A 22,921-nucleotide genomic window follows, 5' to 3' on the forward strand; every position below is an offset into this window, starting at 1 on the left:
TAGCCCTTCAGGAAAGGTAACGCTCTCTGATTTGTTCAACGGACACAGCCAGCTTTTCATCAAGCATTTCATGTTGGCACCCGGTCAGGAAAAACCATGTTTCGGTTGCGGCCTCGTTGTGGATCACGTGGAAGGCATTTTACGGCATCTGGCAAATAATGACGTGTCTTATGTCGCCATTGCGCGGGCGCCAATTGCTGAAATCGAAGCTGCCCGTAAATCCATGGGCTGGAACTTTCCCTGGGTGTCGTCTTTCAATAACGACTTCAACTATGATTTTGACGTGTCATTTACTGCGGAGGAAAGAGAGAAAGGCACGGCATTCTACAATTATGAATATGGCGACCCGGGGATTGACGATTTGTCGGGCGGCAGCGTGTTCTACAAGGATGAAGACGGCCAGATCTATCATACCTATTCAGCATTTGGCCGCGGTGATGAGCAATTCCTTGGTGTCTACGCCTATTTCGACATCATGCCTAAGGGCCGCAATGAAAATGGTCCGCATTTCAATCTTGGCGATTGGGCGCGGCTGAAAAACACCAATGGCCGGACCAGCAATCCGCCGGCGCCAATCCACGAGCAAGCCGCTGCATGCGCTTGTTCGACACATAGCTGACTTTGCACCATGTGCTGCACACTCATTGCACTGTGCATCGCAATGGCAACCGCAACCCGGGCGAGTTTGAAAAACATTCTCGCCCGGCGGCTGCGCCTCCTTGCCTATGCCATCGCGTCCATCACCGTGATTGTGGGCTCAGCTTTCGCGGCAGAGCATGTCCGGCACTATTTCAACAGGGCCGCCAATAATGAGCGTTCTGTACTGGCTGAAATTCTCGCGCAGCCCATTTGCAGCGGCGTGCCAGCAAATGGAGCCAAACCCATCCAGCTAACTGATGCGAGCTATAAAAAATCCTCCGGACAATGAAATTCGCTTGAGTTTCTTCGATATGGTTGGTTAAATCATCCACATGGTTCGCTGATCAAGCGCCAAAACCCTCCCCCCCAAATTCCCTTAAAGCCAGCGGCGTTCCGCGTCTGCTGTTCGTAAATCCATGAAGCTGATAGCCGTGAGCGCGCGTCAGCAGGAGCTATCCATGCACATTCTAAATGAAAGGTTTGTCGTCCTCACAGGCGGCCCGGGCTCAGGAAAAACAACTCTCATTGAAGAGCTGAAACAACGCGGTCACGCCGCCTCGGTCGAAGCTGGGCGAGCGATTATCCAGCAGCAAACAAGCATTGAAGGACCAGCGCTGCCTTGGAAAGACCCTGCCCTTTTCTCCGAACTGATGCTTTGTTGGGAACTGCGATCTTACGAGATTGCACAAGAAGTAGATGGGATGATCTTTTTCGATCGCGGCATCCCGGACATCGCAGGATATCTGCAACTATCGCAGCTTGCGGTGCCCGCACATGTTCAAAACGCTGCCGAACAATACCGGTATAACCCGCTGGCTTTCATACTGCCCCCTTGGGAAGAGATCTTTGAGCAAGATAGGGAACGCAAACAAACATTTGCGGAGGCTGTCCGGACCTATCATGCCATGGTGAAAGCCTATGGGCATTTTGGCTATGACCTGATCGAAGTGCCTCGATTGCCAGCCAGTCACCGGGCCGACTTTATCCTTGAGCACCTATCATGAAAAAGGCCCGGATTTGCATCCGGGCCTTTTTGCAGATCTGAAACTCAGAATTACTCGGCAGCAGCACCGACTTCAACAGGACGGCGGCCGATCGTCAGTTGTGTGACGGCGAAAGCTATCACGGCGCACATGGCAATACCGGCGGCCATCGGCAGTGGCTTGCTTGTGAAGAAAAGCGCCGCAACAATCATGGCAATGATCGATATCACGAACTGCAAAGTACCCAACAGAGCCGACGCGGAACCGGCAATTTCTCCGTGCTCTTCCAATGCAAGAACACCGGTTGTAGGGATAACAAGGCCGAGGAAGCCATAGCCGACAAAGAGGAATGCAGCCAGAACCGGCAATTGATCAAAGCCGGCGCCCATGACAACAACCATGGCGGCCAATGTTATGCCAAAGCCCGTAACTGCCATACGCATGACACGCACCAGACCAAAGCGGCTGCCAAGCCAACCGGTCAATTGCGACACGGTGAAAAACGAAACCGCGTTGATCGAGAAAGCAATACTATATTGCGTTGGTGTCAGGCCGTAGTGGTCAATCAAGACGAAAGGCGAGTTGGCAAGATAGACGAGGAAGCTCGCAATGCCAAAACCGCCAATCATCGACAAGACCATAAAGTTGCGATCACGCAGCAGAATTCCGTAAGCAGTGAGCGCACTACGCAAGCTACTTTCCGCACGCGCTTCCTTTGGCCGGGTTTCTTCAAGCTGTGTTGACAGCAAAACCAGACCGATAAGGGCGGCAATCATTACGGCCCAGAATACGCCGCGCCATCCAAAAAAGTGAATAACCGCACTGCCTGTCAACGGCGCTAGAATAGGAGAAATGCTGAACACCAGCATCAGCAGCGACATAAGGCGAGCGGCCTGAACGCCAGTATGCATGTCACGTACAACAGCGCGTGGAATGACCATACCTGCTGCACCGCCAATTCCCTGCAGGAAGCGGAATGCGACCAGCGTCTCAATATTTGTTGCCAGGGCGCAGCCAATGCTGGCTACCGTAAACAGACCGATCCCCATATAGAGAGGTAGCTTGCGACCCCACATATCCGAGAGCGGACCATAGACGATCTGGAAGAGGGCAAAGGACAGGAAAAAGGCCAAAAGACTCATTTGCACGGCATTTTCACCCGCCGCCAGATCGGCACCGATGAATGGAAGCGCAGGCAAATACATATCGATCGCAAAAGGACCGATGGCCGACAGCAATCCAAGGATGATTGCATAACGTAGGAAGGAGGACTTCATGGTGATGCTCTTTCAAGCAATCGCGGCACAGGAGCGCGTTGCATTTACGAATTGAACGGTCTTGATAGAGCAGGGCCGTCTCAATTTGATGAAACACCCTGCCCTATCCGAAATTTCTTCGCAGCTTCCCCCGGACAGCCAGAAATCCGGTTTTGGGCACTGCGCTAAACATGAAGGCGTCTGCTTGGGAGGAGCATGGCGCTCATGGAAAATACTGCGTCAATATATTTGGACACAGGTGTAAAATTAGACACTATTGTCTAACACGTCAAGACGCATTATCTTGGGCCTATGAAAAATCACGCGATGGCTTTAAGCCGACCATCAACTGCACGCAAAGACACCGGTCCCACACAACGCGGTCAATGTTCAAAACGTGTGTCTATTCTGGATGCCGCAGCAAATGTTTTTTGCCGGGAAGGCTTTTCCGGAGCCAGTATTGATGAAATTGCGATTGAAGCATGCGTCTCGCGCCAGACAATATATAACCACTACCGCGAAAAAGAAACGCTGTTTGTCGCAGTGATCGAAGATGTTATGGAGCGGGCAAACGCCATGCTTTTCTCTACACTTTCGACCTTTCCCGACAAGCCCGATCATCTGCAACAAGATTTGGCCGATTTCGCCATAAGGCTGACAAAAAATTGCCTGTGCAACGATGACGGAAAGTTCCTACGCAGGCTTGTCCAATCCGAGGGCGAGAGATATCCGCATTTGTTCGAAGGATGGCGCCAGCACGGTCCATGCAAAATAAGCACGACGCTTGGCGCGCTGTTTGCAAAGCTCGCCCACAAGGGTGCATTGCGAATCGATGATTTTGACCTTGCCGCCCGCCAATTTCTGGCGCTGGTGAATGCCGATCTCCAAATGATTTATCTGTTTGGTGGCAAACCGACAGAAGAAGAACTGCAGACCGCTGCCAAAAATGCCGTTGAAACTTTCTTGCGAGCCTATGGTCCGCGCGTACAGGAAACCAGCAGCCAACCGGCTCCTGTCCTGATGGCTGTCAGCTGACTTCCACATTTGAATTGCGAAAGCGTCTACCAGCAAAGTACAATTTGCTCATTTATTGTGGTCCTTGGTTGTCTGACGCCAAGCCGCTGTAAAATTTGCCGCAAATACTCTTGATAATGCGCTTCACAGACATCGATATCCTGTTTGCTGGATATATTTGCACCCATTGCTGACAATCGGTCGCAAATGCATTAGCGATGCGCCATAATGGTCGGATACGATTTCTATCTCCGCTTGACAGGCAGGGGGGAATCCATGGGATAAGAGTGCATGCCACAAGATATGATCCGTTACGATATACTTGCCCAGGAAGCGCTTCGCGGCGTTATCCGTAAGGTGCTAGGCGAAGTTGCCAAAGCAGGCCTGCCGGGCAACCATCATTTTTTCGTCACCTTTTTGACCGGCGCACCCGGCGTGCGTATTTCGACGCGGCTTCACGAAAAATATCCGGAACAGATGACGATTGTCCTTCAACATCAATTCTGGGACATGCAGGTCACAGACACCCATCTTGAAGTCGGCCTATCGTTTGGCGATGTGCCGGAGAAACTCGTCGTGCCATTCTCCGCGATTCGCGGTTTCTATGACCCTTCTGTAAACTTCGAGCTGGAGTTCGATGTGGAGGTTGAAGAAACCGTTGGCGACAATGACCAGGGTATCACCAGCATAGCGCCAACCGACATTACTTACGGTCCCAAGCTCGCTTCGACCAGCGCCAAGCCAAAGCCTCCGGCGAAATCCGCCAAGAAACCGGCCAAGCCATCCGGAAAGTCGGAAGCGGCAGCGGATGCAAGCTCAGACGATAATGGCGAGAAAGCTTCTGCTTCGGTGGTATCGCTCGACTCCTTCCGCAAGAAGAAATAACGACCTCCATGGCCGAGATCGTCAACCTGCGGCAGGTCAGGAAGCGCAAAGCCAAAGATGCTGAAGAACAGGTTGCGGCTCAGAACCGCATCTTGTTCGGGCGCACCAAGACTGAGAAGAAGTTCGAAACTGCATTAACCGCTAAAGCAGAGCGGTTTTTGGACGATAGCCGGCTGGAAAAGCCCTTGGACGACAAGTGAGTCTTGTCCAGAAGCGCTCGGTGACAATTCACGGGCACCGCACCAGCTTTTCGCTCGAAGATCCCTTTTATGAAATTATCACCTCCATTGCACAAACCCGCCAAATGACGCTGGCGGCACTTATCGCACAGGTCGACAAAGACCGGGATCGCGACTCCAGCCTTTCATCCGCATTGCGATTATACGTATTGGCTTGGGTGCAAAGTGGCGGCATGTCTACGCAAAAATAATTCCGGCATCATGTAGGATTGGTCAGTCTTCCTTCGTCTTTCAGGCAGTTCAAATCGCAATGAAAGGGAATGACATGCCAATCAAACAAAAAATTACTCCATGCTTGTGGTTCGAAGGCAATGCCGAAGAAGCGATGGAGTTCTATTTTTCCATCTTTGAAAATGGAAAGATTCTGGAAAAGAGCTATTGGGGCAAAGGCGGCATGGGACCGGAAGGGTCTTTGCTGACCGCTCGATTTGAAATCGCCGGTCAGGAATATCTGGCGCTGAATGGCGGTCCGGAATTCAAATTCAACGAGGCCATCTCTCTTATAATCGATTGTGGATCCCAGGCTGAAATAGATGAGCTCACCGAGAAGTTAACTGCAAATGGCGGTGAAATCGGCCCATGCGGCTGGGTAAAGGACAAGTTTGGCCTGTCATGGCAGATCGTGCCTTCGGTGCTTGGTCAAATGATGCAAGACAAGGACCAGACAAAGGTTGACCGCCTTTTGGGAGCACTCCTGCAAATGCACAAGCTCGACATCAGCAAGCTGGAAGCGGCTTTTAGGGGCGAGTAAAGATCACTGCGGAACGGCATTCGGCTCGATGGTTTGCAAAAACTCATCGAGCGACTGCCGGTCAATGGCGCCTTGCGGCTGCGCTGGCGGAGGGGCGGCAGGTGGGTTCTCAAGAGCTTTGCGCGCTGCTTCCTCGGCCGCTTTTCTTTCCGCCGCCTCGCGCGCTTCCTGCTCAACCTTGAGGCGCGCGACCCTCACCCGCTCTTCCGCAAGCGCCTGAAATAACTGCGTCTCGCGACGCAAACGCTGCTTTTCCACCAGCGATGCCTGCAGTGTTTCCACTCGCTGCTGCTCGCGCTCTAGCGCGCGCTGGGTCAGGAACTGCTCAAGCGGTTGGCGATTAAAGGTGACCGCAGGGCCATGCCATGGGCCATCCAGCGTAAACTCGACTACGGGGTCAGCACCGACGACAACGGTCTTTCCGGGCTCAAATGTCAGTTTGCCTTGGGAAGCCACCATCATTTCCGGGAAATTTATCCGCAAATCAGCAAAAAGCCGGGCATCCCCATTGTTTAACTGGAATGTCGATGTGCGCGCCACTCCTCCAGCAATCGTATAGGGAATTTCAGAGGCAGTTGCCTTCAACGCTCCGGCATTCAGATATTTACCAATGATCGCATCGATGGTGGCGGTTGTAACGGGCCCTTCCATGGCGTCGACATCCGCCAAAATCGGCACCAACGCTGCCGGATTAAGCGCGTTGATCGTAAGATCGCTTACCGCCACGACTCCAGAGCCAGCGATGGATTTGACCAATTCTGCCATCGACGTGCCCGTTGCATTGACGGACGCCGAAATTTTTGCCTTGCCTTGAACAGCAGCAATACCCGTTTCCGGCTGATAGAGTTCGTCAATGCCCGCTTGATCAAGCGTGAACTGGCCCGTCGCCAAGCCGGTACCGCTTGTATTGCGAAGCTCGAACATGCCAGCCAATTTGCCGCCGAAAAGGTTACCCTTGACATCATCAAGGCGCAAAGCACCGTCTTTCAGCGTAGCACTGGTTTGAAAATTGCCTATCTCGCCTATAATCCCCGTATCGGCAGTTTCTGCGCGCAATTTGAGGTCAAAGCCCATCGGGAAAAGCGGGCTGGCAAGAAATGGTTGTTGCGGCCACTGCGACTTGCCATCGCCATCCGTACTGCCTGTGCCAAGAACAAATTGCGTGACGGCATCAAGATTAATCTGAGCGAGCGTGAGATCGCCTTGCGCATTTGGCACGCCGTTGTCGAGCACGAAGCCGATGTGCCCTCCAATTTTTGTGTCGTTCACCTGCCCGCTCAGATCGGGCAGCATGAGTTTGCCATTGTTAAGGGAAAAGCTGCTGGCTGCATCAATCGGCGTGCCGTTCCCGAAGCCTGGCACGGAATAGCCTGCCGTTGCGAGATAGGCATCGATATCGCTACTCTTGAGCGATGCCCGTCCCTCCCCGTTCAGGCTACCATCCGCATAGCGGAAACTACCATCCAGTAATGCGCGACCGTCCGGCGCTTTCAAAGCGAGCTGCGTCTGAAATCCGGCATTCTGGTTTCCTTTAAGGGCGATATCGGCTTCCAACTCTCCGGCAAGACCAAGCGGCAATGCTGGCAGGCCAATAAAGGCCATCAGCCTTTCGGCATGATCGGTACGCGCATTCATGGTCAGTTCGAGTGTGCGCAATTGCTCCTCATTCATGGTGCTTGTGCCGGAAAGAGTGATGTTCATCCCACCCGACTTTCCCGCGGCACTCAACGAAAACTCATTTGTTCCAGACTTTCCATGCAGCGTATTGGCGAGGACACTCATCTGGGTGTCCTCGAAGAGACCTGGGAAGCGTGATGACCGCTCCTTCATGGCAACGAGAAACGGGAAGTCCGGGAAACGCTGTGAAAGCGCATCGACAAAGGGCGCCATGTCATCCGACAGCAATGTTGCGTCAACCGACCCTGATGGCTCCGTCTTGAAGGGCTCCAGCTTGCCGGTGGCGGTGATCGTGGTGCCAGCGACACTGCCAATAGTCAGGCGATCAATATCGAACACACCTTCGCGCAGACGGAACGCCGTATCCACCGTTTCAGCGACAAATCCGCCATGGGCGACCGGTCCTGCTTTTAGGTCAACATCAAGGTCCTGCCCGTTTAATATTGCGGAACTGCCATTTGATGCATTGCTGCCGAACAATGCCGCGAAAGCCTCCAGCGCATCTGCATCGAGCGCCCCGCCTTCCAGTTTCAATTGCGTCAGCGGCAGTGAATCGCCCTTGGCGCTACGAACCAGCGTTCCCTTCAACGAGGCACCGCCGAGCGCAAGCTCAAGATTATCGACCTTCTGCAATTCATCATGCAGGCTCACATCGCCGGAGAAACCGGCACCGCGAATACGGCGAATGGAATCGTCCACTGTGTTTGTCAGCCAGACGGCAAGTCCGGAAGGTTGGCGCGATGCGACAAGCAATTTGCCATCGAAGCCGAAATTATCGCCAACCTGCAAGACGCCTTTTGCTTCAAATTGCGTACGTCCTGGCAATTCCGCCTTGAGCTGATTTATTACCCAATTACCGGCTGCGGGTGCTGCATCAATCGTTACCGAACGAATTGTCGTATCGCCGGCGACGATAGCAGGCAGTTTCAAATCTATTCTTCCGGGCATGGTCGGCACAGGAAGCTGATCCATCAAACGCCGGAATATACCAAGGCGCTGAGCCGCGGTTTCAGGGTTTGCTTTGGCGTTTGCCTGCTCTGCCTCCTGATTGCCGAATGTTACTTGCTGACCATCGGCTTTCACCTCAAATCGCGGATTATCGCCATAGTCAAAATGGGCGTTGCCATTGACCACATAGGGGTCCGCCACCGGCCCCTGCTCCATATGAAACTCCGGTATGGTTATCCTGGCATGATCGGCTTCAAATTGTCCGGACAGGCGAAGACTGGAGAGCAGCGGCTTGTCTGCCGATCCTGCTTTTTCTCCTGATTTATCAGCGACTTCGTCGCGAGAACGAATGTCGATGCGGCCGGCATATTTCAACGCACCCTGATCGAGCGTTATCTGGCCGTCCGTTTCCATCGCAGCCGGAATATTGTCCGGAATGACACGCGCGTGCATTTGCAACGATCCGTCCGGTTTCAATGCGCCGGTCGAAGAGGAAACGGAGATTTTTTTGCCGTTGAAGAACAAGTTCCCGTCGAATTTCCATGGTCCGGAAAGATCGTCAGCAGACATGGTGGCATTCAAATCGGAGATTGAGCGCGTTGTCCCCGTCGAAGCATCGCGAATGATCAGCGAACCATTGCTAATCTGCAAATTCTCCAGCTTGACCTGCGTTTTCTGGAAAGGAGTGCGCGGCCGGATTGCCCAATCGACTACGCCCCCTTCACTTATCCGCACTGTTGCAGCCGGTTTTTCCAGCCGCATGTCAAATATGAGAATCTCACCGCGCAGAAAGGGAGCAAGCTCCGCATCCATGGAGAATTTCTCGATGGTCATTACCGGTTCAACGCCCGGGTCACCGACACGAACATCCGAAAAGGTAACGGAGGGGAACGGCAAAAGCCGCGCACTCGCGCTTCCGGCAACAGTCACGGGACGGCCAAGCAATGTGGATGCTTCACGTTCGAACGAAGAGCGATAGCCGGCCCAGTCGACGAAATATGGCACAACCAGCGCTGCGGTCAGCAGCAGTACCAACAATCCGCCGATGAAAACAAACAAACGTGCCAGTGTCTTACTCCGATAGGTTCGCGCCAATCACCATAGAAACGACTTTATGGCAGTGCCGAGACATGACCGTTTCTATGCGCGATTTGCAATGCTTACACCATGCTTTAACACCCGGAATCAAAATGCGAACCTAAAGGCGTAAGATCTTGCCGGGATTCATGATATTCCCCGGATCGATAGCCCGCTTGATCGTTTCCATGACATCAACGGCACCGCCGAGTTCAGCGCGAAGAAATTTTATCTTCCCCTGCCCGATCCCATGTTCGCCGGTGCACGTTCCATCCATCGCGATAGCACGAAGATTGAGGCGCTCCACAAATGCCTCCACATTTTCGATTTCAGCTGGATTCTTCTCATCGAAAAGCACAAGAACATGGAAATTGCCATCACCAGCATGACCGACGATAGGTGCAATCAAGCCGCTCTTCTCAATATCCTTTTCGGTTTCGACGATGCATTCGGCCAGACGAGAAATTGGCACGCAGACATCAGTGGACAGCGATTGCTTGCCGGGCGCCAATGTCATGCAGGCAAAGTAGGAATTATGCCGGGCGGCCCAAAGTTTTTCCCGCTCCTCAACATTAGCAGTCCACTTGAATTCGCCGCCGCCATTGGCAGCTGCAATCTCTCCAAACAACTCCGCCTGCTCCGCCACACTCGTCTCGCTGCCGTGAAACTCTAGGAACAGATAAGGCGCAGGATCATAATCCAGCTTGGAGTAGGCAATCATTGCCGTCATTTCGAGCTCATTGACAAGTTCGATGCGTGCAACGGGAATGCCCATCTGGATCGTCTCAATAACCGTATTGCAGGCGCTTTCCAGATCAGGAAAAGCGCAAATGCCGCCCGAAATGGCCTGTGGGATGCCGTATAATTTCAACGTCAGCTCAACGATAATACCAAGCGTTCCCTCAGAACCAATCAAAAGCCTCGTCAGATCGTAACCGGCAGACGTCTTTTTCACCCGCTTCGACGTTGTAATAAGCCTGCCGTCCGGCATCACGGCCTTAAGAGCCAAGACATTTTCCCGCATCGTACCGTAGCGGACAGCGTTTGTTCCTGACGCGCGGGTTGCAGCCATGCCCCCAAGGCTAGCATTTGCACCAGGATCAATAGGAAAGAACAGACCAGTATCACGCAGATACTCGTTCAACTCTTTGCGTGTGACGCCCGGCTCTATAACGACATTCAAATCGTCATTATAGACTTTGAGAATACGGTTCATCCGCGAAAGATCGATTGATATGCCACCGGCCGGCGCATTCACCTGGCCTTCGAGCGAAGTTCCAGTTCCAAATGCGATAACAGGCACCTGCCATTCGCCGCAGAGGCGGACGACCTCCTGCACGTCTTCGATAGACTCGGCAAATACAACCAGATCAGGTGCCTGATTAGGCACATAACTTGTGGTATGGGCGTGCTGCTCGCGGATGGATTTTCCGCCTTGGGCATTATCGCCGAAGCGCTTTTTGAGGATGGATACTACGGTTGCAATACCGTTTTCGTTGCGCAGCAATGCACCTGCGTCTGCCAATGCCATTCCAGTTTCCAGCCTTTTGTTGGATTCTCTTCAGAATGGTATTTTTAGGCAATACACGGGCCTTGTCTAGTTGTAACTCTGCGTTACACGAAAGGCCGCAGGCGTCGGTTCTTCCGCGCCTTAATCTTCGTCGTCATCATCATCATCATCATCGTCTTCACCAGGTGACCAGTCGGTTACTGCAACGAAGCGTTCCTGCTCACCAGTTTTTTCAAAAACACTGCCAACGGGCGAATCCAGAAGAGGAATAATACTCGGATCATAGTTTGCGATGGTATTAACGTCGAAGATGCCACTATTCTCGGGATCTTCCATATAGTCGTCGCTCTCAAAGCCGGAGAGGAAGCGCCAACCACTATCAAGATCATTATCAGGATCTTCGCGATACATGAAACGCACTGGATAGCCGTCAATCGTTATCGTGTCAGTCGCAATGCAACCACCATAATTGCGTATCAGTGGCCGTATTTCTTCCTTGGTGAGTCGGTAACTTTTATCCATAGCCGATTTTAGTTGATCGTCATGGACTTGGCTAGCTTCCGGAAGCGGTCAGCATATTTGCTCTTTTCCGTAGCATTGACGATGAGGATGGCGCGCACATAGCGATTGGTTTCAAACCGCGCGATCTGGGCCACGTAAAGCGCATCGCCGCTGGCGGAATCTGTCGCTGTTCCATCGATTTCGATCCATTCCGCGCCATCGACCTCGCTGCTTGTCTCATTATCGGACTGGACATCCTTGATTCCGGTTAGCGATGCGAAGGCCTTTTTCGAAAACTCCAGCCGCGTGGCGGCCTCAGGCGCTGTATTCAGGTTTGAAGCAATAATCACCATTGGTTGCATCGAGTTGATGGCAACATCATTTGGCCCCTCGGTCAAAAGCAAGGTGGCTCCGGCAATAACACGCACGGGGCGAAAACCGGACGTATCTGCAACTTTGAAGGGCAAAGACGCAATCTGGTCCGGCAAGCTTGCGGGCGCGCGAACAACCAAAGTACGCAGAGCTTTTTCCACATCGGCATCCGACAACGCACCTTTGGCACCATCCGGTATCTGGACCGTCACCATTGCAGTTGTGCTTTCGGCACCGACAAGCACAATCCACTTGCGATATTTGACGCCAGCTGCCACCTGACTGGCGCGGATCAGTTTTGAAACAACAGCGCCCTGCACCGGCCATTCCTCAGGCCCGGATATGGTTTCTATACCCGTAGCCAGTAGGCCTTCCCGATTAAACCCCGCAGCGATTGTGGCATAGGCATCAACGGGAAGTTCGGTCACGACGATAGATGTGCCCTTGGCTGGGTCTTCGAAACCGCTGAAACTGGAAGATGGTACCAAACCGGCTGGCGGAACCAAGCCAATACCTGATCCACTTGGAAAAACCGCTTCTTGCGCAAATCCGGGTTGGGCGATCACCAACAAAACAAACAAGAGGCCGAAGACCCGTCCAACAAACTGCATTTATCAAATCCTGTTTTATTAACGCACAAATAGTAAGCACAGAACGATCCGGCAAGCGATTGGTTTCGCAAGTCCGGTCGACCATTCGTACAGCTGCGTTGAATTGCTCTCAGCTCAAATTCTTCTTGAAAAACTCAACCGTGCGGCTCCATGCAAGATCGGCAGTCTTCTTGTCGTAGCGCGCAGCAGAGGTGTCGTTGTTAAAAGCATGGTTCGCACCTTCATAGACATGAATCTCAAAGGTCTTTCCATTGGCTTCAAGCGCTTTCCTGTAATCCTCAATTCCGGCATTAATCCGTGAATCGAGACCCGCATATTGCAAAAGCAGGGGGGCTTTGATCTTTGCCACGTCTTCCGATTTCGGCTGACGACCATAATAGGCTACGCCTGCCCCAAGCTGTGGCGCATTGACAGCAAGATCGTTGACCATGCCACCTCCCCAGCAGAAACCAACAGCGCCAACCTTGCCATTCGATGATTTGATTTTGGCAAGATAGTCCAGAGAGGCGACGCCCTCTGCAATCGCGGTTTTTGAATCGAGCGCGCTTATCATGCCACGGGCTTTTTCCTCGTCCTCGGGCGTCCCGCCCGCTGATGACAGAAGATCCGGCGCCATTGCCACAAAACCTTCAAGGGCCATACGCCGGGCAACGTCGCGAATATGGCCGTTTAACCCGCGATTCTCGTGGATGACGACAACTGCTGGAAGCTTACCAGACGCATCGGCAGGAACAGCCAGATAGCCTTGATATCGCCGGAAGGCCCTGCAAATACGAGATCTTTGGTGAAGAGCCGTTTGTCTTCTGGTGCGATGATTGCAGCCTGAGCAGAATTTGCTGCGAGCATGGGAGCAATAACTGCCGCAGCAGCGCCCGAACCTGCAAGCTTTGTGAGCTTGTCCATGAAAGAGCGGCGGTCGAGCGTCAGGTGAGTATACTCATCAAACGCGTCGACCATCGCCTGGGTAATATTCGGATGCTTTGTTGGTTCGCTCATTTTACAATCCTTTTAGAGGAAATGAGCCGCCCTCCTCCAATCAAGTCCTGACACGATGCGACAGGATGCCGGTAGAAAGAGCAACACCAAGTCCCGTGATAATTGCTGCCGCAATTTCCCAGACACCGAGCGCCTCGTCAAGGAAGATGGAGCCACCCACAGCAGCAAGCACCGGAGTGAGCGCGCTGAACGCGGCAGCTTGACTGCCACCAAGCGAACGAACGGCTATTCCGTAGGCAAGCATAGCAGCCAGCCCGGAGAGCACACCCTGGCTCAAAAACTGCAAGCCGATTTCAGACAGCGGTACATCCATGATCGTTGTGCCGAAAAAAGCAGCCAGCACCAGATGGATGATGAATGACCAGACAGCAATCAAAGCGCCACCCTGTAGAGCAGTCAGACCTGAACGCTTGAAAGCGTGGGTATAACCAGCCCATAGCAATGCGCCGAATGGCAGAAACACAAAGCTTACCCATGAAATCTGATGGCTGCCGATGGCTAGCGTCAGCAGAATGGCAAGCCCGGCAACAATGGCAGCAAGGCCAAGCCAGCGTGCGGCATCCGGGCGTTCGCCGAACAGGACAACCCCGATCAGTGCGGCTGCAAGGGGCATTGAACCGCCGAGCAGCACGCCTACGGCGGCGGCGGGCGTCGAATGAATGGCGAAGGTGGTGATCTGGAAGAACAATACGCCCGCGCCACAAACCATGATTGCGAGCAACGCCAAGGGAACATTGCGGGGCAGCAAGCCCGTCTTCAGCCAGACCGGCGCCAGCACCAGCGCGGGAAGACCGTAACGAATGAGCCCAAGATCGATAGTACCAAGATGCGTACCGCCGGAATGGCGGGTGGCAATGATCCACGTTGCCCAGATGAAGACCGTAACCAGAGCGCCGGCATAACCGGGAGCCAGAGAGGCGGATTTGTTGATTTCGGGTGAGATCGCAACCATTGAAATATCCTTTCAGATTAGTCTGAATGCGTTTCCATGGGAGCAATATAGAGCGAATGTCTCTGGCATGTCCTTGCAAGTTGATGCCACTTAACCTATGATTTCAGCTACTTTCGATAAGATTCAACCTTGTTAAAGGCAGAATATGCCAAATCTTGATAAATTCGATATTGGTATTCTTGAGGCACTGCAAGGCGATGCGCGGGCCACAAATGTCGAGATTGCAGAAAAGGTGAATCTGTCACCTTCTCCTTGCCTGCGGCGCATCCGAAATCTGGAAAAGTCCGGCGTCATTCGAGGTTACCGCGCCGATATTGATCGCAAGGAAGTCGGGCTTGGACTGACCGTCTTCGTGGAAATAAAGGTGGGACAGCACAGCAAGGCAAACTCCGAACTTCAGCAAGCGGCTTTGATCGCCATGCCGGAAGTGACCGGCGCGTTCCTTATTTCAGGAACCGCGGATTTTCTTGCTGAGGTGGTGGTGGAAGACCTTTCCGCCTATGAGCGGTTTCTTACGGAAAAACTGCTGGTCCTGCCCGGCATATCGGACATTCGCTCAAACTTTGCCATTCGCACAATCAAGACCAACAGTCCCTTGAAACTACCGCAGCGCTGAATCAGGATTCGCAGAAGGTAATCCGATTGCTGAACGGGTCAGTAACGGTGACTTCTCGTCCCCAGGGTGCTTCTTCAAGACCAGGTTTCATGAAACGGTAGTCTTGGGAATGCAGTTCCTTATGGAAAGCCTCAATGCCTGTCATGCGGACATAGACCCGCGCGCCGGGGCTGGCATCACCTGAATGCTCGCTAAGATGCAGTGTCAGATCGGAACGTGATACCTGACAATAAAGCGGAAAATTGTCTCCAAACCGATGCTCCCAATCGAGCGTGAAGCCAAGAAAATCGAGATAGAATTCCCGGGCTTTAGAAACATCAAAGATACGGAGGATGGGATTGGCAGGTCCGAACGAGATACCTTCTTTCGGGGCTGGTTCATCGGCAATTTTGGCCGCAAGCACATTCCAACTATCGAAACCGAAACCGGCTGCGACGAGTTCAAGCCCCTCACCGTGAGAAATTTTGATATTCTTTTCGTCCAGAGCGTTGCGCAGCGATTTGGCAATAGCCTTGGCGTCATTGAAAGTACGCATAATCATTCCTTCGTCGTCGGTGAATCTGGAAAGTCAGTGCTCGCATTGCCGACCAGTTCACCTTTCAAAGGATGAAGCCAAGCTTATTTATTCGATACATTCACCGTAACCCGAAGGCCGCGAGCGGCTGGCTGTATCAGCCGCTTGCAGCAATATTCCTGCTTCGGATTACCGTCAATCTTATTTTGGCAGAGTATAGGCGATGACATAATCCCCCGGCTTTGTGCCGACCGAACCATGGCCACCCGCAACAATGACCACATATTGCTTGCCATCATCCAAGGAGAAGGTCATCGGCGTTGACTGGCCACCGGCAGGAAGGCGAGCCTCCCAAAGCTGCTTGCCATCAGTCACGTTATAGGCGCGCAGATAATCATCAACCGCGGCCCCGAGAAACGCAACGCCACCGGCTGTGATGATCGGACCGCCAATGCCCGGCACCCCAACCTTGAATGGCAATGGCACTGGCGAGGAATCCCGCACAGTGCCATTGCGGTGCTTCCAAGCGATCTTGCCCGTGCGCAGATCGGCACCGGCGACATAGCCCCATGGCGGCGACTGGCAAGGCAGGCCAAGCGGTGAAACAAATGGACCCATCACCACCGCGTAAGGAGCGCCCTCATTGCGGTTAAGCCCCTGCTCGCTACCCTTGGTGCCAACTCCGGGCGGAGGCACATCGGCGCGTGGCACAAGACGCGAGGTAAAGGCAAGATATGTCGGCATGCCGAACATGATCTGCCGTTCCGGGTCAACTGCGACGCCGCCCCAGTTGAACACGCCAAAATTACCCGGATAGACGAGTGATCCTTGCAATGATGGCGGAGTATAGCGCCCTTCATAGCGCAATTTCAGGAATTCGATCCGGCAGACGAGCTGGTCGAACATGGACACGCCCCACATATCCTTGCCCGTCAAAGGTGGCGGCGAGAATGTCAGGTCCGAAATCGGCTGCGTTGGAGAGGTAAAGTCACCCTCGATAGCGCCTGTCGGCGCGGGAATTTCCTTGATCGGAATGATCGGCTCGCCCGTACGGCGGTCGAGAACATAGAGATCGCCCTGCTTGGTTGGTCCTACCAGTCCCGGCACTGTGCCATTGACCGTATTGATATCAACTAGCGTTGGTTGTGCAGGAACATCCATGTCCCAAAGATCATGATGGACAGTCTGGCGCACCCAGCGCATCTGACCGGTATTAAGATCAAGCGCAACGATTGAGGACGAGAATTTCTCCACATTTGCGGAGCGCCCAGCACCAAGCTGGTCAGGTGTCTGATTTCCAAGAGGTACATAGATCAGACCAAGCTTTTCATCGGCACTGGAAACAGACCAGCTATTGGGAGAATTATGCGTGTAGGTCTGTCCATCCGGCAAAGGTGTCGTTACATCCGGATTGCCGGAATCCCAGTTCCACACAAGCGCGCCAGTATTGATATCGAAAGCGCGGATGACACCGGACTGTTCCTTCGTCGAATAATTATCATTGACCGCGCCACCGATTATGATCTTTCCCGCCGCAACAACGGGCGGCGATGTGGAATAGTAATAGCCTGCGGGGTTATAGGGCATGCCTTTTTCAAGATGCAGCGTGCCTTTGTCAGCAAAGGACGAGCAAATCTGGCCATTGGCCGCATCAAGCGCAATCAAACGCGCGTCGGACGTCGGCAGATAGACGCGTTCGGCACAAGGCTGGCCTGGCGTGGCAGCAGGATCGGCATAATAGGAAACACCGCGGCAGGTCTGGTGCTGACGATCGGGATTCATGCCGGAATTGGAATCAAACTTCCACTTTTCCTTGCCTGTTGCCGCATCAAGCGCGATGGCCCAATTGTGCGGCGTGCAGATAAAAAGTGTATCGCGAACCTTGAGCGGCGTGACCTGATAAGTGGTCTCGCCAACATCCTCCGGCAACTTGACGTCGCCAGTCTGATAGGTCCAGGCGACTTGCAGCTTGTCAACGTTTTCGGTGGTGATCTGCTTCAACGGTGAATAACGCTGACCATAGGGCGTACGCCCATATTGGTGCCAATCGCCCTCCGGCATATTGCCGCCCAGATCGACAGTATCCGAGACAATTTCCCTGCTTAATTCACCCGTAATTTGCAAAGGATCCTGGGTCATCGAATAGCCTGCAACAACCAGCGCCACAACAACAGCAACGGACAACGACAGAGCCGGAACAGCGGAGGAAGAACCAGCACCGCTTGCAGATGAACTCAAGCCCCGCCTGATCCATGGTGTAAGCAGCCACAGGCCAAGGATCATGATGACGCCGCCGCGTGGCGCAAGCTGCCACCAGTCGAAGCCGATTTCCCAAATGGCCCAGCCAAGCGTTCCTACCACCAGCAGAGCATAAAGCAGCAGAGCGGATGACCGCCTACGGAAGAGCAGAAAAGCAACCACAAGGAACGCAAGCGCAGCAATGATATAATACCAACTGCCGCCCAGGACAGCGAGCCATACACCGCCGACGCCAAGAGCCGCGCCAATGAGAAGGAAAACGAGTGCCGTGAGAGTGATTGCCATGAGGAAAGTCCCTTTCCGATCTCAATCAAAACCAGATGATCCTGACATGAGGCGACGAATGTTGCCATCGGCTGTCAAAACCTTGAAGTCACGAGTCATTAATCAAAATGGGTAGGCTCATAAATCGAGTGACGCAATATCCTGACTTGATATTTCAACCGCCCACTTCAATTGAAAGTGGGGGGCTAATTGCAATTGTTCTCTTTTTGTATCGCATTTTTCTGGTTTTTCGGTACCGAATCACTACATTGGGTTCAAATGTCTGGATTACCTGACGATATTCCTTTTTTCGACGAACCTGATGCGCCCCGCCAGCCTTCGGGCATAGCTGCACGCGCCATGCAGGCGCGTAGTGCGCCACCTTATCTCAATGGTCTCAATCCTGAACAGCGACTGGCGGTTGAAACCACCGAGGGACCCGTACTCGTTCTGGCTGGTGCTGGCACTGGCAAAACACGGGTTCTGACTTCCCGTATTGCGCATATCCTTTCGCTCGGCAAAGCTTGGCCAAGCCAGATACTCGCCGTCACCTTCACTAATAAAGCAGCACGCGAGATGAAGGAGCGCATTGGCGTTCTCGTCGGCGGTGCTGTCGAAGGCATGCCATGGCTCGGCACGTTCCACTCCATCGGCGTCAAACTATTGCGCCGCCATGCGGAACTCGTGGGGTTGCGCTCCGATTTCACCATTCTGGATACGGATGATGTCATAAGGCTGATCAAGCAGATCATTCAGGCGGAAGGGCTGGACGACAAGCGCTGGCCCGCCAAGCAATTTGCCTTGATGATTGATGGCTGGAAAAACAAAGGCCTTGGACCGTCTGAAATTGCCGAAGGCGATGCCCGGTCATTTGCCAATGGCAAGGGCCGCGAACTTTATACTGCCTATCAGAACCGCCTCAAGACATTGAACGCTTGTGATTTCGGCGATTTGCTGTGTCACCCGATCCGCATGTTCCGCGCCTATCCCGATATCCTCAAGGAATATCACGCCAAGTTCCGCTATATCCTCGTCGACGAGTATCAGGACACCAATACCGCCCAATATATGTGGCTGCGCCTGATTGCACAGGGATCGAAGAATGTCTGTTGCGTTGGCGACGACGACCAATCGATCTATGGCTGGCGCGGGGCAGAGGTAGACAATATTCTTCGCTTCGAAAAGGATTTCCCGGGCGCAGTCGTGATCCGGTTGGAGCGCAATTATCGCTCTACCGCGCATATTCTTGGCACCGCATCACATCTCATTTCCCATAATGAGGGACGGCTTGGCAAAACGCTTTTCACCGATGCCCCAAACCCGGAAGATGCCAAGGTCAATGTGCATGCCGGCTGGGATTCCGAGGAAGAGGCTCGGGCAGTCGGCGAAGAGATCGAACAAGCGCAGCGCAAAGGCCACAATCTCAATGATATTGCCATTCTTGTGCGCGCTTCCTTTCAGATGCGCGAGTTTGAAGACCGCTTTGTCACGCTAGGTCTGAATTACCGCGTTGTCGGTGGTCCACGCTTTTACGAGCGCATGGAAATACGCGATGCACTGGCCTATTTCCGCGTTGTTGCGCAGGGTTCCGACGATCTGGCGCTGGAGCGCATTATCAATAATCCCAAGCGCGGACTTGGCGAAGCTGCAATCCGGCAGGTGCATGATTATGCCCGCGCCAAGGACATCGGCATGCTTGATGCAGCCGCAGATCTTGTTGAAACTGAGGAGTTGAAGCCCAAACCGCGCTCGGCTTTACGCGAAGTGGTGGAAAATTTCCGGCGTTGGCAGTCGCAAATTGATTCCGTACCCCACACGGAACTGGCGGAAAAGATTCTCGACGAATCCGGTTATACCGCCATGTGGCAGGCAGACCGCTCAGCCGAAGCGCCGGGTCGCCTCGAAAACCTTAAAGAGCTTATCCGCTCTATGGAAGAATATGAATCACTGCGCTCTTTCCTTGAGCATGTCGCGCTGGTCATGGATGCTGAGCAGAACGAAAATCTTGATGCTGTAAACATCATGACGCTGCACTCGGCAAAGGGGCTGGAATTTGAAACGGTCATTCTTCCCGGCTGGGAGGAGGGTCTGTTTCCGCATCAGCGTGCGCTGGATGAAGGGGGACGCTCTGGGCTGGAAGAAGAGCGCCGTCTTGCCTATGTCGGCCTGACGCGCGCCAAGAAAAACCTGCATATCTGGTTTGTTTCCAACCGCCGTATCCATGGTCTGTGGCAATCCACCATCCCTTCCCGCTTCCTTGAAGAACTCCCCGAAGCGCATGTTGAAGTAATCGCCGGTGGCGATAGCTATGGTGGATATGGCGGGCGCGGCGGCTACGGCCAATCGCGCTTTGATCGCGCCGACCCGTTTGAAAACAGCTACTCAACGCCCGGTTGGCAAAGAGCCCAGCAAAACCGTTCTGACGCCACACGCAATAATTGGGGCTCGCGCTCGGGCGCACGTGTGGAGCGAATAGGCTATGGCGAGACGGATTCCGGCCATGGCGCAGGGCGCGGCTCGGTTAAAGGACGCATGATTGATGGTGAACTCGTCGCCAAATCCGTCAGTGAAACGCCATCAAATTTCGATGTTGGCGACCGTGTATTCCATATCAAATTCGGTAATGGCAATGTCTCATCCATCGAAGGCAACAAGCTGACGATCGACTTCGACAAGGCCGGACAAAAACGCGTGCTGGATAGTTTCGTGAAGGGGATTTGAACGATTATCCTGCCAAATCATCAAGTGTCACATTTAATATCGTCGCAATACGTTTCATCACTGATAATGATCCATCTTTTGAACCATTTTCAATTTCGGAAAGATATGGTTGCGAAATTCCTGCTGCCTGCGACAGCGCCACGGCTGTCATGCCGCGCCACTTCCGGAAAACTCTTACCGGATTCTCACCTTGCACGAGAGCGAACACCACATCTTCGGGAAATGTTTCTTCATCGCCCCTTGCGATAGCATCTCGAATGTTCAATGCTTCCACAAGTTCCTTTATGGAATGACTATCTTTGCCAAGCGAGACATCATCCAAACGGGTGACAATTGCTTTCAAAGCGAGAAAATCGTCTTCTGAAATCATCGCATAACGCTGATCACTGCCCGGAGGCATTATATAGCTTACCTTCAATTCACCCATTTTTGCCTCAATCATAGACACTACTCCGCGGGCCGATTTTAACGATTGTAAGCACGTTTCCATCCTCATCAAAAATAACGCGCCACTCACCAACCCGAAGGCGCTTTAGCCCCAAGCCCTGCAAGGTTTTCACATTATTTTTCAAACTTGCACGATCATCCGCATAAGCACGGATTTTCCTCATAATTTTTTCAGCTTCGTTCTTCGGGATTCGTCGCAGCAACTGCGACGATTCTTTGCTATATGCAATATTTCTCATTACAATTATTACCAATAGTTATAAAATGCAATAGACTTCAATTATCCCACTGTACCTTTTCGAAATGCCCAAACAAGCGATTGCTACGATTAGAGCAATTCCCGGAAAAGTGTGTAGCAGTTTTCCGTCCGGAATTGCGTAAAACAAAGACTTAGAGCGTCGTTTTAAATCTATCAGAGCGCAGAACGCTCTAGAGACTGACCAAACCAACCTTCGTTTTGAACGCTGCCATGTCCCAAGCGGGTCCGGGGTCTGATTTGCGCCCGGGAGCAATATCGTCATGGCCTATGATATCTTGGATCTTATAGGCGGCGCAGATTGCCCGCGATGCCGCTTGCGCTGTTTCAATCTGCGCCTTGGTGAAAACCTCCCAGCCACAATCCGGCACACCGAATTTATGGAGCGCCTCGATAATATTGGAACGAACAACATCAACGCCCGTCCATGAAATCCAGCGGTCCTCAATTTTCTTGAGTGGCCCCCAATTTTCCATTTCTATGCCAATCGAGGAATTGTTCAAGCCGGAATAGAACACGCCATTTTTCCCCGTCCATTGGCTTTTGCCCGCGTGCCACGCCACCCTGTTGAATGGAACACATTGCTTTACAGTCCCGTCACGACGGATAACTAGATGGGCCGAAACATTAGCCGATTTTCTAGCGAAATAGCTGGCAATATCCGAGTCAGGACCGCTGGCCGTATAGTGAATGATCAGAAATTTCGGGGAAAGCTGCCCACCAATATTGGGCGATGGGATGAAGGGAATCGCACTGGATCCGACATGTAGTCTGTGGCTTTTAACCGCGAAATTCATGAAAAAATTCCTCAAAACAATATGAGTATCCATATAATAAGTTTTAATTCCTATTCGTCAATGAAAAAGATGCCGCTCGTAGCGGCACCTTTCAGGTTTTCTGATTATTCCGGCTTGCCCTTTGTCCAGGTAGCATTGCCTGCAAATAGCGGGATTGTGGATATGGATGTTTTGGCCGAACCATCCTGAACCTGACTGGCATGAGCCAGATAAATCAGCGTGTTGTTCGCCTTGTCATAAATGCGGGTGATAATGAGCTTCTTCCAGATCAGGCTGGTGCGCTCCGAAAACACACGTTCGCCGCCCTCATCCAGTTCAATATCACCGATCACGACCGGACCAGTCTGCTGGCATGAAATAGAGGCATTGGACGGATCTTCGAACCAGTTCCCCTTTTGCAGCCGATCAATGACCCCGCGTGAGAACGAGGCGAGATGGCAGGTGACGCCCTGCACTTTCGGATCCGTCACAGCATCAATGACAATATCATTGCCCAGCCAATCGACGCCGACTTTACCCACCTCTTCCGCATGGGAGGGCAATGTAGAGGCGGCCAAAAGAGCCAGGGCAGCAAGACTACGCTTCATCGAAATCTCCAGAAAATTGTGGCAGAACTCATAAGCCTCAGTTGGGGAC

Annotated in this window: 22 protein-coding genes and 1 pseudogene; 10 read left to right on the forward strand and 13 right to left on the reverse strand. The window is 52.8% G+C overall.

Annotation, left to right across the window (positions count from 1 at the left end; all coding sequences use genetic code 11):
• From QFZ34_RS07330 to QFZ34_RS07340, 3 genes are all read left to right on the forward strand, one after another.
• A partial coding sequence (locus QFZ34_RS07330; RefSeq protein WP_307279079.1) for a DUF899 family protein occupies positions 1 to 619 on the forward strand: 619 nt, incomplete at its 5' end.
• A gap of 42 nt (positions 620 to 661) precedes the next feature.
• Positions 662 to 928 carry a hypothetical protein gene (locus QFZ34_RS07335; protein WP_307279082.1) on the forward strand — a complete coding sequence of 89 codons (267 nt, stop codon included), beginning with the start codon at positions 662 to 664 and terminating at the stop codon, positions 926 to 928.
• Positions 929 to 1,097: 169 nt separating this feature from the next.
• On the forward strand, positions 1,098 to 1,643 hold the full coding sequence (locus QFZ34_RS07340; protein WP_307279085.1) for an AAA family ATPase: 546 nt from the start codon (positions 1,098 to 1,100) through the stop codon (positions 1,641 to 1,643).
• 50 nt (positions 1,644 to 1,693) lie between these two features.
• On the opposite strand, the gene QFZ34_RS07345 is transcribed toward QFZ34_RS07340, so the two are convergent.
• Entirely contained in the window at positions 1,694 to 2,899 is a 1,206-nt protein-coding gene (locus QFZ34_RS07345) for a multidrug effflux MFS transporter (RefSeq protein ID WP_307279088.1), read from the reverse strand.
• A 306-nt stretch (positions 2,900 to 3,205) separates the two neighbouring features.
• Here QFZ34_RS07345 and QFZ34_RS07350 point away from each other — a divergent pair, with 306 nt between their 5' ends.
• The 5 genes from QFZ34_RS07350 (at position 3,206) to QFZ34_RS07370 (ending at position 5,767) form a co-directional block, all read left to right on the forward strand.
• Entirely contained in the window at positions 3,206 to 3,913 is a 708-nt protein-coding gene (locus QFZ34_RS07350) for a TetR/AcrR family transcriptional regulator (RefSeq protein WP_307279091.1), read from the forward strand.
• Positions 3,914 to 4,183: 270 nt separating this feature from the next.
• Positions 4,184 to 4,777: an SspB family protein gene (locus tag QFZ34_RS07355; RefSeq protein WP_307279094.1), complete on the forward strand. Its 594-nt coding sequence runs from the start codon at positions 4,184 to 4,186 to the stop codon at positions 4,775 to 4,777.
• Positions 4,778 to 4,785: 8 nt separating this feature from the next.
• Entirely contained in the window at positions 4,786 to 4,977 is a 192-nt protein-coding gene (locus QFZ34_RS07360; protein WP_115052584.1) for a DUF4169 family protein, read from the forward strand.
• A complete protein-coding gene (locus tag QFZ34_RS07365) occupies positions 4,974 to 5,207 on the forward strand; it encodes a ribbon-helix-helix domain-containing protein (RefSeq protein ID WP_115052583.1) in 234 nt (77 codons plus the stop codon). The genes QFZ34_RS07360 and QFZ34_RS07365 overlap by 4 nt, the downstream gene beginning before the upstream one ends.
• Positions 5,208 to 5,281: 74 nt before the next feature.
• A complete protein-coding gene (locus QFZ34_RS07370; protein WP_115053247.1) occupies positions 5,282 to 5,767 on the forward strand; it encodes a VOC family protein in 486 nt (161 codons plus the stop codon).
• Between the two features lie 3 nt (positions 5,768 to 5,770).
• Here QFZ34_RS07370 and QFZ34_RS07375 read toward each other — a convergent pair whose 3' ends face one another.
• From QFZ34_RS07375 to QFZ34_RS07400, 6 genes and pseudogenes are all read right to left on the reverse strand, one after another.
• Entirely contained in the window at positions 5,771 to 9,487 is a 3,717-nt protein-coding gene (locus tag QFZ34_RS07375; protein ID WP_307279102.1) for an AsmA family protein, read from the reverse strand.
• A gap of 103 nt (positions 9,488 to 9,590) precedes the next feature.
• Positions 9,591 to 11,000: an FAD-binding oxidoreductase gene (locus QFZ34_RS07380; RefSeq protein ID WP_115052581.1), complete on the reverse strand. Its 1,410-nt coding sequence runs from the start codon at positions 10,998 to 11,000 to the stop codon at positions 9,591 to 9,593.
• 120 nt (positions 11,001 to 11,120) lie between these two features.
• A complete protein-coding gene (locus tag QFZ34_RS07385; protein ID WP_307279108.1) occupies positions 11,121 to 11,501 on the reverse strand; it encodes a DUF2185 domain-containing protein in 381 nt (126 codons plus the stop codon).
• Positions 11,502 to 11,509: 8 nt separating this feature from the next.
• Positions 11,510 to 12,463 carry a hypothetical protein gene (locus QFZ34_RS07390; protein WP_307279111.1) on the reverse strand — a complete coding sequence of 318 codons (954 nt, stop codon included), beginning with the start codon at positions 12,461 to 12,463 and terminating at the stop codon, positions 11,510 to 11,512.
• A gap of 109 nt (positions 12,464 to 12,572) precedes the next feature.
• Positions 12,573 to 13,459 (reverse strand): annotated as a pseudogene (locus QFZ34_RS07395) (dienelactone hydrolase family protein).
• Between the two features lie 40 nt (positions 13,460 to 13,499).
• On the reverse strand, positions 13,500 to 14,411 hold the full coding sequence (locus tag QFZ34_RS07400; RefSeq protein ID WP_307279115.1) for a DMT family transporter: 912 nt from the start codon (positions 14,409 to 14,411) through the stop codon (positions 13,500 to 13,502).
• A 145-nt stretch (positions 14,412 to 14,556) separates the two neighbouring features.
• Here QFZ34_RS07400 and QFZ34_RS07405 point away from each other — a divergent pair, with 145 nt between their 5' ends.
• A complete protein-coding gene (locus QFZ34_RS07405; protein WP_115052576.1) occupies positions 14,557 to 15,027 on the forward strand; it encodes an Lrp/AsnC family transcriptional regulator in 471 nt (156 codons plus the stop codon).
• Position 15,028: 1 nt separating this feature from the next.
• Here the strand turns inward: QFZ34_RS07405 and QFZ34_RS07410 are convergent, their stop codons facing one another.
• Both QFZ34_RS07410 and QFZ34_RS07415 read right to left on the reverse strand, forming a co-directional pair.
• Positions 15,029 to 15,562 (reverse strand): glyoxalase superfamily protein, encoded by a 534-nt coding sequence (locus QFZ34_RS07410; RefSeq protein ID WP_115052575.1) that lies wholly within the window; start codon positions 15,560 to 15,562, stop codon positions 15,029 to 15,031.
• Between the two features lie 180 nt (positions 15,563 to 15,742).
• A complete protein-coding gene (locus tag QFZ34_RS07415) occupies positions 15,743 to 18,085 on the reverse strand; it encodes a glucose/quinate/shikimate family membrane-bound PQQ-dependent dehydrogenase (protein WP_307279123.1) in 2,343 nt (780 codons plus the stop codon).
• 258 nt (positions 18,086 to 18,343) lie between these two features.
• Here QFZ34_RS07415 and QFZ34_RS07420 point away from each other — a divergent pair, with 258 nt between their 5' ends.
• Entirely contained in the window at positions 18,344 to 20,785 is a 2,442-nt protein-coding gene (locus QFZ34_RS07420; protein ID WP_115053246.1) for an ATP-dependent helicase, read from the forward strand.
• Between the two features lie 4 nt (positions 20,786 to 20,789).
• On the opposite strand, the gene QFZ34_RS07425 is transcribed toward QFZ34_RS07420, so the two are convergent.
• From QFZ34_RS07425 to QFZ34_RS07440, 4 genes are all read right to left on the reverse strand, one after another.
• Positions 20,790 to 21,227 carry a helix-turn-helix transcriptional regulator gene (locus QFZ34_RS07425; RefSeq protein WP_307279127.1) on the reverse strand — a complete coding sequence of 146 codons (438 nt, stop codon included), beginning with the start codon at positions 21,225 to 21,227 and terminating at the stop codon, positions 20,790 to 20,792.
• Positions 21,220 to 21,471, reverse strand: a complete 252-nt coding sequence (locus tag QFZ34_RS07430) for a type II toxin-antitoxin system RelE family toxin (protein ID WP_307279130.1) — start codon at positions 21,469 to 21,471, stop codon at positions 21,220 to 21,222. The genes QFZ34_RS07425 and QFZ34_RS07430 overlap by 8 nt, the downstream gene beginning before the upstream one ends.
• 190 nt (positions 21,472 to 21,661) lie before the next feature.
• On the reverse strand, positions 21,662 to 22,285 hold the full coding sequence (locus QFZ34_RS07435) for an N-acetylmuramoyl-L-alanine amidase (protein WP_307279133.1): 624 nt from the start codon (positions 22,283 to 22,285) through the stop codon (positions 21,662 to 21,664).
• A 104-nt stretch (positions 22,286 to 22,389) separates the two neighbouring features.
• Positions 22,390 to 22,872: a CreA family protein gene (locus QFZ34_RS07440; RefSeq protein ID WP_307279136.1), complete on the reverse strand. Its 483-nt coding sequence runs from the start codon at positions 22,870 to 22,872 to the stop codon at positions 22,390 to 22,392.
• Between the last annotated feature and the right edge of the window lie 49 nt (positions 22,873 to 22,921).

Origin of the sequence: Phyllobacterium ifriqiyense (assembly GCF_030817885.1) — a bacterium.
Taxonomy (GTDB): Bacteria; Pseudomonadota; Alphaproteobacteria; order Rhizobiales; family Rhizobiaceae; genus Phyllobacterium; species Phyllobacterium ifriqiyense.